The organism is Spirillospora sp. NBC_01491, assembly GCF_036227065.1.
Classification (GTDB): domain Bacteria; phylum Actinomycetota; class Actinomycetes; order Streptosporangiales; family Streptosporangiaceae; genus Spirillospora; species Spirillospora xylanilytica.
The window spans coordinates 8,214,041-8,227,865 of the sequence record NZ_CP109432.1 but is presented as its reverse complement, the minus strand read 5'-3'; the positions used below and the strand labels follow the sequence as shown (position 1 = coordinate 8,227,865).

At 74.1% G+C, this 13,825-nt stretch carries 14 protein-coding genes; 4 read left to right on the top strand and 10 right to left on the bottom strand.

Features of this window, described 5'->3' with window-relative positions; all coding sequences use genetic code 11:
* The first annotated feature begins 15 nt into the window (after positions 1-15).
* Together OHA34_RS38230 and OHA34_RS38225 are read left to right on the top strand one after the other, a co-directional pair.
* Positions 16-831: an ABC transporter ATP-binding protein gene (locus tag OHA34_RS38230; protein WP_329520315.1), complete on the top strand. Its 816-nt coding sequence runs from the start codon at positions 16-18 to the stop codon at positions 829-831.
* Positions 828-1,985, top strand: coding sequence for an alpha/beta hydrolase-fold protein (locus OHA34_RS38225; protein ID WP_329520314.1), 1,158 nt, complete (start codon positions 828-830; stop codon positions 1,983-1,985). Before OHA34_RS38230 ends, OHA34_RS38225 begins: the two co-directional genes overlap by 4 nt.
* A gap of 34 nt (positions 1,986-2,019) precedes the next feature.
* Here the strand turns inward: OHA34_RS38225 and OHA34_RS38220 are convergent, their stop codons facing one another.
* The 3 genes from OHA34_RS38220 to OHA34_RS38210 are packed head-to-tail and all read right to left on the bottom strand — an operon-like array spanning position 2,020 to position 5,366.
* A complete protein-coding gene (locus tag OHA34_RS38220) occupies positions 2,020-3,654 on the bottom strand; it encodes a hypothetical protein (RefSeq protein ID WP_329520313.1) in 1,635 nt (544 codons plus the stop codon).
* 60 nt (positions 3,655-3,714) lie between these two features.
* Positions 3,715-4,842: a hypothetical protein gene (locus tag OHA34_RS38215; protein ID WP_285936334.1), complete on the bottom strand. Its 1,128-nt coding sequence runs from the start codon at positions 4,840-4,842 to the stop codon at positions 3,715-3,717.
* Positions 4,839-5,366, bottom strand: a complete 528-nt coding sequence (locus OHA34_RS38210) for a sigma-70 family RNA polymerase sigma factor (RefSeq protein ID WP_285936335.1) — start codon at positions 5,364-5,366, stop codon at positions 4,839-4,841. The genes OHA34_RS38215 and OHA34_RS38210 overlap by 4 nt, the downstream gene beginning before the upstream one ends.
* A 126-nt stretch (positions 5,367-5,492) precedes the next feature.
* On the opposite strand from OHA34_RS38210, the gene pgm reads away from it, so the two are divergent.
* Positions 5,493-7,133 (top strand): phosphoglucomutase (alpha-D-glucose-1,6-bisphosphate-dependent), encoded by a 1,641-nt coding sequence (gene pgm / locus OHA34_RS38205; RefSeq protein WP_329520312.1) that lies wholly within the window; start codon positions 5,493-5,495, stop codon positions 7,131-7,133.
* Positions 7,134-7,137: 4 nt separating this feature from the next.
* On the opposite strand, the gene OHA34_RS38200 is transcribed toward pgm, so the two are convergent.
* From OHA34_RS38200 to OHA34_RS38190, 3 genes are all read right to left on the bottom strand, one after another.
* A complete protein-coding gene (locus OHA34_RS38200; protein ID WP_329520311.1) occupies positions 7,138-7,968 on the bottom strand; it encodes an NAD-dependent protein deacetylase in 831 nt (276 codons plus the stop codon).
* A gap of 39 nt (positions 7,969-8,007) precedes the next feature.
* The gene (locus OHA34_RS38195; protein ID WP_285936340.1) at positions 8,008-8,808 is read right to left on the bottom strand and encodes an SAM-dependent methyltransferase; all 801 of its coding nucleotides are present in this window, start codon (positions 8,806-8,808) and stop codon (positions 8,008-8,010) included.
* 82 nt (positions 8,809-8,890) lie between these two features.
* Positions 8,891-9,328: an ATP-binding protein gene (locus OHA34_RS38190; RefSeq protein ID WP_285936342.1), complete on the bottom strand. Its 438-nt coding sequence runs from the start codon at positions 9,326-9,328 to the stop codon at positions 8,891-8,893.
* 231 nt (positions 9,329-9,559) lie between these two features.
* Here OHA34_RS38190 and OHA34_RS38185 point away from each other — a divergent pair, with 231 nt between their 5' ends.
* The gene (locus tag OHA34_RS38185; RefSeq protein ID WP_329520310.1) at positions 9,560-11,158 is read left to right on the top strand and encodes a hypothetical protein; all 1,599 of its coding nucleotides are present in this window, start codon (positions 9,560-9,562) and stop codon (positions 11,156-11,158) included.
* Here OHA34_RS38185 and mnhG read toward each other — a convergent pair.
* The 4 genes from mnhG to OHA34_RS38165 are packed head-to-tail and all read right to left on the bottom strand — an operon-like array spanning position 11,146 to position 13,815.
* A complete protein-coding gene (gene mnhG / locus OHA34_RS38180; RefSeq protein WP_285936344.1) occupies positions 11,146-11,472 on the bottom strand; it encodes a monovalent cation/H(+) antiporter subunit G in 327 nt (108 codons plus the stop codon). The genes OHA34_RS38185 and mnhG overlap by 13 nt on opposite strands.
* Positions 11,469-11,738: a monovalent cation/H+ antiporter complex subunit F gene (locus OHA34_RS38175; protein ID WP_285936345.1), complete on the bottom strand. Its 270-nt coding sequence runs from the start codon at positions 11,736-11,738 to the stop codon at positions 11,469-11,471. The genes mnhG and OHA34_RS38175 overlap by 4 nt, the downstream gene beginning before the upstream one ends.
* The gene (locus OHA34_RS38170; protein ID WP_285936346.1) at positions 11,735-12,298 is read right to left on the bottom strand and encodes a Na+/H+ antiporter subunit E; all 564 of its coding nucleotides are present in this window, start codon (positions 12,296-12,298) and stop codon (positions 11,735-11,737) included. The genes OHA34_RS38175 and OHA34_RS38170 overlap by 4 nt, the downstream gene beginning before the upstream one ends.
* The gene (locus tag OHA34_RS38165; RefSeq protein ID WP_285938533.1) at positions 12,295-13,815 is read right to left on the bottom strand and encodes a Na+/H+ antiporter subunit D; all 1,521 of its coding nucleotides are present in this window, start codon (positions 13,813-13,815) and stop codon (positions 12,295-12,297) included. The genes OHA34_RS38170 and OHA34_RS38165 overlap by 4 nt, the downstream gene beginning before the upstream one ends.
* Between the last annotated feature and the right edge of the window lie 10 nt (positions 13,816-13,825).

Here is a 13,825-nt window from a genome sequence, read left to right as displayed (position 1 = left end):
CGACGAGGAGCGTCCGTGGAACTGGTGGTCGAGGGGGTCCGGTCCGGCTATCCCGGGCTGGTCGCCGTGGACGGCGTCGACCTGCGGGTCCCGCCGGGACAGGTGGTCGCGATCGTCGGCCCGAACGGCTGCGGCAAGTCCACACTGCTGCGCGGCATGGCCCGCCTGCACCGGCCACTGGCGGGACGGATCACCGTCGGCGGCCACGACGTCTGGAAGCTGCGGCCCCGGCAGGCCGCCCACCACGTCACCCTGCTCCCCCAGGCGCCGGTCGCGCCCGAGGGCATCACGGTCGCCGGGCTCGTCGCCTACGGCCGGCACCCGCACCAGGGGCTGTTCCGCCAGTGGTCGCGGGGCGACGAGCGGATCGCGGCCGAGGCGATGGCCGCCACCGGCGTGACCGGCCTCGCGGGCCGCCGCGTCGACCGGCTGTCGGGCGGGCAGCGGCAGCGCTGCTGGCTGGCGATGGTGCTGGCGCAGCAGACGCCGGTGACGCTGCTCGACGAGCCGACCAGCGCGCTCGACCTCGGCCACCAGGTGGAGGTCCTCGGGCTGGTGCGGTCTGTGGCGGGCGGGGGCCGCACCGTGGTCATGGTGCTGCACGACATCGCCTCCGCCGCCCGCTACGCCGACGTGCTGGTGGCGATGCGGGACGGGAAGGTCGTCGCCTCCGGCCCGCCGAAGGACGTCGTCGACTCCGCGCTGATCCGCGCCCTCTACGACGTCGACGCCGACATCCTCAGCGCCCCCGGCGACGGCGCGCCCGTCGTCGTCCCGTCCACGGCCCCGAAAGCGAACGCGAAAGCCGTGACCGTGGTCTCGGCGAAGTGACCGGGCCGTCCGGCGAGCAGATCGAGCCGTTCAAGCCCTTGGAGGTCCTGAACGGACCGCCTCCGGAGGCGCGGCCCGGGACGGGCCCGCCGGTCCGCGACCTGGGCGGCGGGCACCACGCCGTGACGTTCCTCTGGCAGGGGGACGCGGCGCAGGTCCTGGTGCTGGTCAACACGGTCTCGGAGGGGCAGCGCCACGATCCCGGGCCGATGCTGATGGAGCGGCTCCCGGGCAACGGCGGATGGCACCGCACGTTCCGGTTCCCCTCCGATCTGCGCGCCACCTACCAGTTCCACCCGTCCGACGGCCCGGTCGACACCGCCGACCCGGAGTCCTGGGCGCGGGTGAGGCGCGGCGCGGTGCCCGACCCGCTCAACCCCGAGACGCTCCCGTCCTGGATCCCGGGCGTCACGACCTCGGTGCTGGAGCTGCCCGGCGCTCCCCCGCAGCCGTGGCGGGACGCCCGGCCGGGCGTCCCGCGCGGGACCGTCACCGCGCACCTGGTCCCGAGCGCCGCCCTCGGCACCGCGCGCACCGTGCACGTGTACGTCCCGGCGGGGCCGGTGGAGTCGCCCGACCTGCTCGTCCTGCTCGACGGCGGGCTGTGGGCGGAGACCGTGCCGATCGCGCCGACGCTCGACAACCTGATCGCCGAGGGCCTCGTCCCGCCGATGGTCGCGCTGATGCCCGCCTCCGGCGACGCCGCCGTGCGCGACGCCGAACTCGGCGGCGACGAGCCGTTCCTGGCCTTCCTCACCGGCGAGCTTCCGCGCTGGGCGTCGCGGCACTGGCCGGTGACCGCCGATCCGGCCCGGTCGACCATCGCGGGACAGAGTCTCGGCGGGCTGACGGCCGCCGCCGCGGCGCTGCGCGCACCCGGCCGGTTCGGGAACGTCCTCGCGCAGTCCGGCGCGTTCTGGCTGGACGGTGAGGCGCTCACCCGCGCCTCCGCGGGCTCGCCCCCGCCGCGCGTGCGGTTCTACCTGGAGGTCGGACGGAACGAATGGCGGCTGCGGCCCGCCGTCCGGCGGTTCCGCGACATGCTCCGCGCCCACGGCCGCGACGTCGCGTTCACCGAGTACGGCGGCGGTCACGACCTCGCCTGCTGGCGCGGCGGCCTGGCCGACGGGCTCCTCGCACTCGCACACCGCTGACCCCGTCCCCCGGACGTCCGCCCGGGGCGCCGCGTCACGGCGTGGCCTCGGCGGCGGCGCCCAGCAGTTCGGGCAGGGACCCGGCGAATCCGTCCTCCAGCAGCTTCAGCGCCGCCATCCACGCCTCGGGCCGTCCGGACAGGTTCGCGTGCACGTGCTCGGCCAGCCGCCGCAGCACGCGGGGATCGGGCGGCGCGGCGCCGGACGCGGCCAGGATCGCGTCGGTGTCGGCCTCGGCCAGCACCTCGTCGGCGGTCATGCCCCGGTCGCCGCGCGCGCGGAGCACCGCGGCGAGCCTCGGGCCGTAGACGGCCCCCGGATGCCAGTGCGCGGGCCGCCGCGGGTCGCGCAGGCGGCGCCGCGTCCCCGCCCCGGTCTCGTCGACGAAGAAGGGGTCCAGCTCGACGTCGCCCGCCAGGCCGACCAGCGTCCGCACCGCCGCGAGGCCGCGCAGCCCGGGCAGCCACAGCGCGCCGGTCACGCTCTCCAGCAGCTCCTCCGGCACGATCTCGACGACGTCCTGCGGGGTCAGCGTGCCCGCGGCGAGCCCGTTGCCGACGACCTTGGTCACCACCGGGGTGCCCGGCCGGGGGCTCTGCCCGCACAGGTCGGCGAGCACCCGCGGGACCGGATCGCTCAGGAAGACGGCGAGCTCGGGGTGGTCGGCCACGACCGCCCGCACCAGCTCCAGCGGGACGTCGGCGCGCTGCGCCATGATCTTGGCGGCGAAGCGCGGGAGCGCGCCGTCGGCGGCGCGGCGGCGCGGCTCGTCCGCCAGCACCGCGGCCCAGTCCACCCGGGGCACGGCCGGGTTGCGGCGGTCCACCCGGGTGCGGACCAGCCGGGTGTCCTCCCAGCGGGTGGACCGGGCGTCGGAGTCGGACATCTCACCTATGGAGCGGAGCATCTCGGGCTTGCGGACCCGCTCGGACAGCTCGCGCAGCCGCCGCTCCCCCTCCGTGCCGGCGAGCGCGTCCCGCGCGTAGTCCAGCACGCTCGGCTCCCGCTCGTGCGGCCCCCACCGGTACGCGGGCAGGCGGCCCTCGTCCACCAGCGCGCGCAGCTCGTCGCGCAGGCCCGCGTCCAGCATCGTCCGGCACGCCCGCGCGGCGCCGTGCGGGTCGGCGCCCGCGCCGAGGAAGCGCAGGGCCCGCGCCGCGAGTCCCGCGTCCGCCGCGTGCAGCAGCGCGTGGTCGGGTCCGAGGGAGGCCCGGTCGCCCGGACCGGGCACCTCGCGCAGCCCCTCGGGGAGCGGCACCGGCGTGACGCCGTCCCGCCGCGAGGTCTGGTGGGCGAGCTGCCTGCGCAGGTTGCGCGGGACGTCGGTCCGGCCCGGGGCGGCCATCAGCCGCTCGTTCACCACGGGATCGTCCAGGTCCAGGAGCCGCCCGAGCAGCACCGGCCAGCTCCCAGGACGGAGCGCCTGCACGACCAGCCAGCCGAGGTGCTCCTTGTCGCCGCGGCGCAGCATGGCCTCGGCGACCACCCGGTTGGGCATCCCGTAGCTGTTCAGCGACTGGCGGGCGCGGACGGAGGGGATCTGGCCGAGCAGCGCGTCCGCCTCGTGCGGAGTGGCGAACCGCAGCAGCCCGGCGGTGCAGCCGCCGATGTCGGCGGCCCGGGTCCTGAGCTGGTGGGCCTTGGGAAGGCCGGCAGGCTTGGGGGTCACGAGCCGATACCGTACGGAATCCAGGGGCCCGGAACCATCTTCGCCACATCATCGGCCGCGTCACCAGGCCAAAGAGTGCGGTTCGCCCTCCGGAACCGGGAATCGCTCCGCCCGCGCCGTCCCGATGTCGATCCGGTGGCCCCACCCGTTGGAGACCAGCAGCAGCCTCCGGCCGGACGCGTCGCGGACCAGCACGGTGAAGTTCCAGACGGTGTTGGTGGAGCTGTCGCCGTGGCGCTGCTCGAACAGCACGCGGAGCTGGCGCCCGGAGGCGGCGTCGACCTCGATCAGCCGGGTCCACGACGGGCCGCCGTCCTCGGCCGGCTGCGCCGCGATCACGTACACCTTGGAGCCGTCCGCGCCGAGCACCGGCGTGGTCAGCTGGCCGAGTCCCCGCTCGGCGACCGGACGGGAGGCCTTCAGCAGGTCGTGTCCGGCGGCGGCGTCCAGGATCCGGAGCTCGGTGCGGCCCCCGCGGAAGGTGGCGGCGAACCCCAGGCGGGCCCCGTCCGCCGACCAGCTCAGGCTTTCGGCGCCGATGAGCGCGGAGCTCTGGAACACCTCCCGGTGCCCGCCGGCGAGGGTGACCACGTGGATCTCGATGTGGTCGGCGACGGCGGTCTTCCTCGGGCCCGCCTTGACGTAGGCCAGGCGCGTCCCGTCGGGCGATACGGCCACCCCGTCGACGACCGGCAGGTCCACGCCTGCGACGGGGTCCAGCCGCCAGGACGCGCCGGTGGAGGGACGGAGCCGGTACAGGAGCGAACCGGCGGCGTCCCCTCGCGACCCGACCAGGTAGAAGGAGCTCCCGTCGGCCGTCGCGGCGGCGGCCGACCATTCGGTCCCCTCCGGGGCGGGCGCCACGTGCACGACCTCCCCGGTCGCCGAGTCCCGTACCGCTGCGCCGTTGCCCGCGGGCCCGGCGCCCTGCGCCGTCAGCGAGACGAAGTACCGGCCGGACGCGCCGGCCGGTGACACCGGCTTCGGGGCGGCCGGGGAGCGCAGCGACGCCGCGGTGAAGACGCCCGCGACGACGACCAGCAGGACCGCCGCCATCGTGGCCGGCACCAGCCAGCCGGAGAACCGCCGGCGCCCGCGCGCCGCCGGGACGCGGGCGCGTTCGGTTCCGTGCACGAGTTCGGCGACGCCGTTCAGCGCGTCGCGGAGCTGTTCCTCTGTCCTGGTCATTCTTGGTTCCCCAGCAGACGTGCGAGTGCGGTCAGGGCCCTGGCGGCGGTGGTGCGGACGGTGACCTCGGCGATGCCCATCGCCTCGGCGATCTCGGCGTCGCCCAGGTCGAGGTAGTAGCGCAGGACGAGGACCTCGCGGCGCCGCCGCGGCAGCTTCTGCAGCGCCTCCATCACCCCGCGCCGCTCCTCGCCGACGAGCACCTCCGACTCCGCCGACCAGACCGGCGGCTCGTGGACGATCCCGAGCCGCCGCGCGATCGACCGGCGCCGCAGCACCGACCGGCAGCCGTTCAGCACCGAGGCGCGGGCGTAGGCCGGCGCCTTGCGCTCGTCGTCCAGCCCCGACCAGCGGCGGTGCAGCCCGATGAAGGCGTCCTGCACCACGTCCTCGGCCGTCGCCTCGTCGCCGACCATCAGCACCGCGAGCCTGAGCAGCTTCAGCCGGTTGTCGTGGAAGAGGGCGGCCACGCCGTCCCGGGGGTCGCCGGGCGGGTCGGCCACCTCTGTTTCAAGTCCGTCCATGTCCTATAGACGGTCGGGACGCCGCGATGTTGCTCGCCGCGGCCGGTCTTCCGCCGGGCGGGGCGCGCAGCCCGGGGGCGGGCGGTCATCCTGGAGGCACACCGATCGAGAACCTGAGGAGGCATCATGGTGGACGCGCGCGCCGGGCAGCCCGCCCTTCCGTCCGACCTCGTGGACGTGCCGCGGCTGGTCACCGCGTACTACAGCCTGCGCCCCGACCCCGCCGTGGCGGCGCAGCGCGTCGCGTTCGGCACGTCCGGGCACCGCGGGTCGGCGTTCGACACGGCCTTCAACGAGGACCACATCGCCGCGACCGCCCAGGCGATCTGCGAGTACCGGACGGCTCAAGGGATCGACGGCCCGCTGTTCCTCGGCGCCGACCCGCACGCGCTGTCGGCGCCCGCGCAGGCGACGGCGCTGGAGGTGTTCGCGGGCAACGGCGTCCGGGTGCTGATCGACGCGCGGGACGGGTACACCCCCACCCCGGCGCTCTCGCACGCGGTCCTCGGCCACAACCGGGGCCGCGCCACCGGGCTCGCCGACGGCGTGGTCATCACCCCGTCGCACAACCCGCCCCGGGACGGCGGGTTCAAGTACAACCCGCCGGACGGCGGCCCGGCCGGCACCGAGGCCACCTCGTGGATCCAGGACCGGGCCAACACGATCATCGAGGGCGGGCTGAAGGCGGTCCGGCGCGTCCCGTACGCGCGGGCGCTCGCCGCCGACACCACCGGCCGCCACGACTTCCTCGCCGGCTACGTGGACGACCTCCCGTCGGTGCTCGACCTGGACGCGATCCGCTCCGCCGGGGTCCGGATCGGCGCCGACCCGCTCGGCGGCGCGAGCGTCGCCTACTGGGGCGAGATCGCCGAACGGCACCGGCTCGACCTGACCGTCGTCAACCCCGCGACCGACCCCACCTGGCGGTTCATGACCCTGGACTGGGACGGCCGGATCCGGATGGACTGCTCGTCGCCGCACGCGATGGCGTCCCTGATCGAGAACCGGTCGTCCTACGACGTGTCCACCGGCAACGACGCCGACGCCGACCGGCACGGCGTCGTGACCCCGGACGCGGGGCTGATGAACCCCAACCACTTCCTCGCCGCCGCGATCGCCTACCTGTACGGGCACCGCCCCGGCTGGCCCGCCGGCGCGGGCGTCGGCAAGACCCTGGTGAGCAGCGGCATGATCGACCGGGTGGCGGCCGGGCTCGGCCGCGACCTGGTCGAGGTCCCGGTCGGCTTCAAGTGGTTCGTCCCGGGCCTGCTGGAGGGCTCGCTCGCGTTCGGCGGCGAGGAGAGCGCGGGCGCCGCGTTCCTGCGCCGCGACGGCTCGCCCTGGACCACCGACAAGGACGGGCTCATCCTGGCCCTGCTCGCCGCCGAGATCACCGCGGTGACCGGCGAGTCGCCGAGCCGCTTGTACGCCGGGCTCGCCGAGCGGTACGGCGACCCCGCCTACGCCCGCGTGGACGCCCCCGCCACCCCGGCGGAGAAGGCCGTCCTCAAGAGGCTGGCCGCCGATCAGGTCACCGCCCGCGACCTGGCCGGGGAGCCGATCACCGCCGTCCTCACCGAGGCGCCCGGCAACGGCGCCCCGATCGGCGGGCTGAAGGTCGCGACGGAGTCGGCGTGGTTCGCCGCCCGACCGTCCGGCACCGAGGACGTCTACAAGATCTACGCCGAGTCGTTCCGGGGGCCCGAGCACCTGGCGGCCGTCCAGGAGGAGGCCCGCGACCTGGTCGCCTCCGCCCTGGCGGGCTAGCTAGCTAGGGCAGCGCCGCGACCAGGCCGGTCAAGGCCGAGCCGAGGGGGAGGTCCAGGTTCAGCCGGGCGAGGTCGTCGCCGCGGGTCGGCCCGCGGTTGACGATGACCACCGGGATGCCGGCCCCGGCGGCCCGCCGGACGAACCGGAGCCCGGACATCACCGTCAGCGACGACCCGAGCACCAGCAGCACCCCGGCCCGCTCGGTCAGCGCGTAGCAGTCGCGGACGCGCGGCGGCGGCACGTTCTCGCCGAAGAAGATCACGTCGGGCTTGAGCGGGCCGCCGCACCGCTCGCACGGGACGACCCGGAACGACTCGACCTGATCGTCGTCCAGCACGGCGTCGCCGTCGGGGTTGATCATGTCGGCCTGCGCGTCCCAGCCCGGGTTGGCCTCGCGCAGCCGCCGGTCGAGCCGGTCGCGCGGCGTCCGCTCACCGCAGGACAGGCACAGCACCCGGTCGAGGCCGCCGTGCAGCTCGATCACCTCGCGGGCCCCGGCGGCCTGGTGCAGGCCGTCGACGTTCTGGGTGATGATCCCGTCCACCAGCCCGCGGGCCTGGAGCTCGGCGACGGCGCGATGCCCGTCGTTGGGCGCGGCCCGCGCGATGTGCCGCCACCCGAGATGGCTGCGCGCCCAGTACCGCCGGCGGGCCGCCTCGCCGCCGACGAACGCCTGGTAGGTCATCGGCTCGGCCCGCCGCCTGCGCCCGGTCTCGCCCCGGTAGTCGGGGATCCCCGACTCCGTCGACAGCCCGGCGCCGCTCAGCACCACCACACCGCCGCCCGCGACGAGGTCCGCCAGCGAGGCGCCCGCGTCAATGGCCTGTGTCACCCTTCCATACTGCCCGAAACGGCCCGGTGCCCGAACCCGTCAGGGCTTGCGGGCCACCCCGCCGTACATGTGCACATGCTCGTCCGGAACCGCTGCGGCCTGCTCGTCGGGCCGCCAGTGGTTGACCAGCACGATGCCCGGATCGAGCAGCTCATAGCCATCGAACAGGTGTTCGACTTCGGTCCGGTTCCGCGCCCGCGTGGGGATGCCGCCCGCGTTGTAGCCGGCCACGCCGCTCTCGACCTCCTCGGGCGCACTATCGGCCGTCACCGTCGACAGCGCCAGCACGCTGCCGGATGCCAGCGGCTCCATCAGCCTGTCGATCACGCCCTTGGCCACCGCGTCGTCCACGACGAACTGGAGGATGGCGAACAGGCTCAGCGCCACCGGCAGGCCCAGGTCCAGCGTCCCCTTCAACTCGGGGGACGACAGGATCGCCTCGGGGTCGCGGAAGTCGGCGTCGAGGTAGGTCGTCCGGCCCCCCGGCGAGCTGGTCAGCAGCGCACGCGCGTGCACGAGGACGATCGGGTCGTTGTCGACGTAGACGATCCGCGCGTCCGGCGCGACGCCCTGCACGACCTCATGCAGGTTGGGCGCGGTGGGCAGCCCGGTCCCGATGTCGAGGAACTGCCGGAACCCGTGCTCGGCGGCCAGGAACCCGGTCGCGCGGCGCATGAAGTGCCGGTTGGCCCGCATCGACTTCGGCAGGTTGATCCAGTCCTTGACGATGTTCCCGGCGGCGCCCCGGTCGGCGGGGTAGTTGTCCTTCCCGCCCAGCAGGTAGTCGTAGATCCGAGCCGAGTGAGGAACGTCGGTCCTCAAGTCCACTGCGTCCGCCACGCCGGTCTCCCCCCTGAAAGATCGTTCCATTCGATCTTAGAGTTGCAGCACCTACAAAACCCCACGTTGCCGACGTTCAGCGTCACCGAAGCAAAAGAGCCCACACCACGCGTCCCCCTCCGGGCAGCGGGCACGACCCGTGCGAACGCGCCAGCTCGCGCACCCCGAGGAGGCCGCGGCCGTTCTCGGCGAGCTCTTCCGGCCCGTCCGGAACCCCCGGCACCCCGCCGCCGCCGTCGTCGAACACGCACACCCGCACCACGAACGGCGACCGCGCCACCTCCACCGCGAACGTCCCGTCCGGCAGCCCGGAGCGCGAGTGCACGACCGCGTTGCCCGCCAGCTCCCCCGCGATCCAGACCGCGTCGTCGCACACCGGGTCGGCCGCGAGCAGGGACCCCACGAACCGCCGCGCCTCGCCCACCTGCGCCGCGACTCCCGGGAAGGCGCGCCGCCAGCACAGCAGCCGGTTCATGGTCACGCCGGGGGCCTCCAGCAGACCGGTCTGGTGCGGGCACATCGTCGCCTCCGTCGGCTCGGTTCTCGTGGAGGTACGACGGTTTCGCACCCGCCCACCTGCGGCGACCCCCCGCTTCCCGGCCACGACCTCCCCGCGGGCCAAGCCTCTGACCTGCACGAACAGTGCCCGTCTCGGGCACGCCTCCCCATTCGGGCCGATCTCCGGCCCAACATCCGTCCCGCTCCGTGCACGCGGTTGTACGATCCGTGCACGACCATCGAGGGAGCCGCCATGACCTCCGAAGGCCACACCACGCAAAGGCACTGCCGCCGCAAGGCGGAGGCGCTGGGAGCACGCGGCTTCACCGTCGAGCAGATCGCCGTGATCCTCGCGCTCGACCACCCCTCGTTCAGTCCGCTGCGCGTCTACCGCTGCGCGGCCGGCCTGACCGCCCGCACTGCCGCCGACCTCTACAACCAGGCCGACCCCGCCGGGACGGCCTCGCTGCGCGAGTCGCGGCTGTACGACTTCGAGGCGTGGCCCGATCACGGCAGGCGTCCGCCCGCCTGGACGCTGCGCCTCCTCGCCCGCGTGTACGGGACCGCCACCCGCAACCTGGTCACCACCGAGGTGTACGCCTCGTACCCGCCGAAGGAGCAGGAGGTCGTCGACGCCGCCGTCCCGGGGGTTGCGTCCGGCCGTTCGCGTGTCAGCATGGAACGGTCACGCGAGGGCAGGGCCGACGCCCTCCCCTGGGATCAGGACCCGGGTCCGGCCGCGTCCGCCCCGTCCCCGCAGGCGACCGTGGAACTCTTCCACGCGCTCAGCGGTATGGAGGCGGACGTGAAGCGACGGGACCTGCTCTTCCAGCTCGCCCTGGCCCTCGGCGGCACCGCCGCCCTCCCCCTCCTCCGGCGGCTGCCGCCCGCCGAGACCGAGCGCCTGGCCCGCGTCGTCACCCAATCCGGCCGGGTCGACGCCCAGACCGTCACCACCATCGAGACCCTCATCGCCCACTGCCGCCAGCTCGACGACACCCACGGCCCGGAGAAGGTCATCGCGGTCATCGACGCCCAGCGCGCAGTGGTCGGCGACCTGCTCGCCAAGGGCGGCATGCCGGAGGCACTCCGAGAGCGGCTGATCTCGGTGTACGCGAATCTGTCGCATCTCTCCGGCTGGCAGCACTTCGACCTGCTCGACCACGCGGGCGCGGCGACCCGCTATGACGACGGCCTGCGCGCGGCCCACGAACTGTCGGACGCGACGCTCATCGCACACCTCCACGGATCCATCGCCAACATGGCCGAGTACCGAGGCCAAGTGCCTCGGGCGCTGGACCACGCGTACGCCGCGCAGGGCTGGGTGCGGAGCAGCACCAGCCCCCTTCAGCAGGGCACCACGGCGCTGATGCTGGCGAGGGTGCTCGCCTCAGCGGGCAAGGAGAAGACCGGCGCGAGCCTCCGGGCCATGGCACGGGCGACCGAGGTGGCCGACCGCATCCGCTCGGAGAAGGGCCCGGCACACCTGTACTGGTGGACGCCCGAGCGCGTGCAGCATCACGCGGTCTTCTGTCACGCTCGGCTGGGCCGTCACGACGAGGCGCTCGGCACCGCGGAACACACGCTTCCCACCCTCAAGCGCACATGTCCGCGCGAGTACGCGTTCGCCCAGCTCGAATGCGCGGGAGTCCTCATCCAGAAGCGCGAGATCGACTCCGCGGCCGGACGGATACTGGCTGGCATGGAGGTCACATCCGTGCACAGCTCGGCACGCCTGGTGCGCAGCGTCCTCAAGACCCGTGAACAACTGGAGCCCTGGGCGGGGTCGCGGCATGTGCGGGAGGTCGACGAGCGGCTGCGCGGGCTGGGGCTGGTGGGTCAGTCCTCCTGAGGTTCCAGGGCGGCGTTGAGGTCGTCCTGGTAGAGGCGGTCCCGAGCGACCTGGCCGGTTCGGTAGGCGGCGCGTCCGACCATGTGGGCGGCAATCGGGACGGTGACGAGCTGGAGCGCCATCACCAGGACCAGGGTGGTGATGACCGAGGCGGACGGAAAGTGGATGCCGACCGCGATGAGGACCAGCAGGAGGCCCACCGCCTGCGGTTTGGTGGCGGCGTGCATGCGGGTCAGCAGGTCGGGCAGGCGGAGCAGGCCGAGGCCGGCGCCGAGGGACGCGGTGGCGCCGAGCAGCAGGCAGAGCGCGGTCACGCGTCCTCCTCGTTCCGGTAGACCAGGAACCTGGCGATCGAGGCCGAGCCCACGAACCCGATCAGCGACAGGGCCAGCAGCGTCGGGAGCACCCAGGGGTCCTCGGCGGCGATCGCCTCGACGCCGAGACCGGCCATGATGACGGCCGCCAGCACGTCCAGGGCCACGGCGCGGTCGAGCATCGTCGGGCCGCGCACCAGGCGGGCCAGGGTGAGCGCGGCGGCGACGCCGAGGGCGGCGGTCGCGACGGCGATGACGATCGTCATGGGGTCTCCTCCGAGATCGCCCGCAGGTCCTCGCGGGTGCCGAACGCGCGGACGACCCGCGTCTCCAGCTTGAGCACGTCCTGGCGGGCCTTGGCCACGGCGGCGTCGTGGTCGGCGCCGAGGACGTGCAGGAACAGGGTGGACGTGCCGCGCCGGACGTCCACCACGAGGGTTCCGGGGACGGCCGACAACGCGATGGCCATGGCGGTGAGGATCAGGTCCGAACGGGTGCGCAGCGTCACGCCGACCACGGAGCTGACCACGTCGCGGTCGGCCGAGCCGAACGCCTGCCAGGTGAGCGGCCCGGCGCTGCGCAGCAGGTCGGCGGCGAAGCGCGCGAAGAACCGGACGAGGCCGAGCGGGTGCAGCCGCAGGCCCGGGTCGAGCGGCGGGAACGGGAAGACCAGCACCAGCGCCAGCGCGACGGCGAGGCCGGACAGCAGGTTCGCGATGGAGATCCGGTCCCACATGAGCTGCCAGATCGCGACCAGCCAGACGACCAGGGGCAACTGCACCACCCGGCGCCCGATCCGCAGGCTGAACGGCGGCAGTTCGCTCATGACGGCCCTCCCGGTTCTTGTGGCCGTACGGCCTGGATGTAGCCGGCGGGGCTGAGGAGCTCGGCGGCGGCGCGTTCGGTCAGTGAGACGAGGGGGCCGCCGGCGGCGGTGTAGGCCAGGCTCAGCGCAAGGAGCGCGACGGTCGCGCCGACCATGGCGGCGGGCAGCCGGACCGACGGCGGTGCGGCCCCTTCGTCCTCGGCCTCGGCGGACGTGCCGGGCATCTCGGCGGGTACGCGCCAGAACGCCTGGTTCCAGACCTTCACCAGCGCGTAGAGGGTCAGCAGGCTGGTGCCGACCGCCGTGACGACCAGGACGTCGGCGAACGCGCCGCCGTCGGCCAGGCCGGCCTGGAGCAGCCCGAGCTTGCCGAGGAACCCCGACAGCGGCGGGACGCCCCCGAGGTTCATCGCCGGGACGAAGAACAGCAGGCCGATCAGCGGCGCGGTGCGGGCGAGGCCGCCGAGCCGGTGCAGGGAGGTACTGCCGCCACGCCGCTCGATCAGCCCGGCGACCAGGAACAGCGTGGTCTGGATGGTGATGTGGTGCAGGACGTAGAAGACGGTGGCGGCCAGCGCGGCGGCCGAGCCCAGCGCCACCCCGAAGATCATGTAGCCGATGTGGCTGACCAGGGTGAACGACAGCAGCCGCTTGATGTCGACCTGGACCAGCGCGCCGAGCACGCCGACGACCATGCTGAGCAGCGCGGCGGCGAGCAGCAGGGGCCGGGTGGCGTGGCCGGGGAACAGCAGCGTCTCGGCCCGGATGAAGCCGTAGATGCCGATCTTGGTGAGCAGCCCGGCGAACACCGCGGTCACCGGCGCGGGCGCGGTGGGATAGGAGTCGGGCAGCCACATCGACAGCGGGAACACCGCGGCCTTGATGCCGAACGCGGTCAGCAGCATCAGCTCGGCGAGCAGGGTGATCCCGGACGGCAGCGCCTGGAACCGCTCGGCGAGCTGCGCCATGTTGACCGTCCCGGCCGCCGCGTAGATCACCCCTATCGCGATCAGGAACAGCATCGAGGACAGCAGCGCGACCATGATGTAGGTGGTGCCGGCGCGGACCCGGGCGGCGGTGCCGCCGAGGGTGATCAGCACGTAGCTGGCCATCAGCATGATCTCGAAGCCGACGAACAGGTTGAACAGGTCGCCGGCCAGGAACGCGTCCGCGACGCCGGCGACCAGCAGCAGGTAGGTCGGGTGGAACACCGACAGCGGGGTGCGGCGGTCGGCGTCGGCCACGTCCTGGCCGATGGCGTAGACCATGACGCACAGGGTGACCGCGGCCGACACCGTCAGCATCACCGCCGACAGCCGGTCGGCGACCAGGGTGACGCCGAGCGGCGCGGGCCAGGCGCCGACCTGGACGGTCTGCGGGCCGAACCGGTCGGCCCGCACCAGCAGGACGACGGCGACGGAGAGCACCGCGGCGAGCACCGTCACGCTGATCACGCGCTGGAGCCCGGGGTGCCGCGGACCGAGGGTGATCTTGACGCCGGCGGCGAGCAGCGGCATCAGGACGGGC

Coding starts and splice junctions, on each gene's coding strand:
- OHA34_RS38215 (WP_285936334.1), bottom strand. CDS start 4,842: ATGACCAGGACAGAGGAACAGCTCCGCGACGCGCTGAACGGCGTCGCC.
- OHA34_RS38210 (WP_285936335.1), bottom strand. CDS start 5,366: ATGGACGGACTTGAAACAGAGGTGGCCGACCCGCCCGGCGACCCCCGG.
- pgm (WP_329520312.1), top strand. CDS start 5,493: ATGGTGGACGCGCGCGCCGGGCAGCCCGCCCTTCCGTCCGACCTCGTG.
- OHA34_RS38190 (WP_285936342.1), bottom strand. CDS start 9,328: ATGTGCCCGCACCAGACCGGTCTGCTGGAGGCCCCCGGCGTGACCATG.
- OHA34_RS38185 (WP_329520310.1), top strand. CDS start 9,560: ATGACCTCCGAAGGCCACACCACGCAAAGGCACTGCCGCCGCAAGGCG.
- OHA34_RS38175 (WP_285936345.1), bottom strand. CDS start 11,738: ATGACGATCGTCATCGCCGTCGCGACCGCCGCCCTCGGCGTCGCCGCC.
- OHA34_RS38170 (WP_285936346.1), bottom strand. CDS start 12,298: ATGAGCGAACTGCCGCCGTTCAGCCTGCGGATCGGGCGCCGGGTGGTG.
- OHA34_RS38165 (WP_285938533.1), bottom strand. CDS start 13,815: ATGCCGCTGCTCGCCGCCGGCGTCAAGATCACCCTCGGTCCGCGGCAC.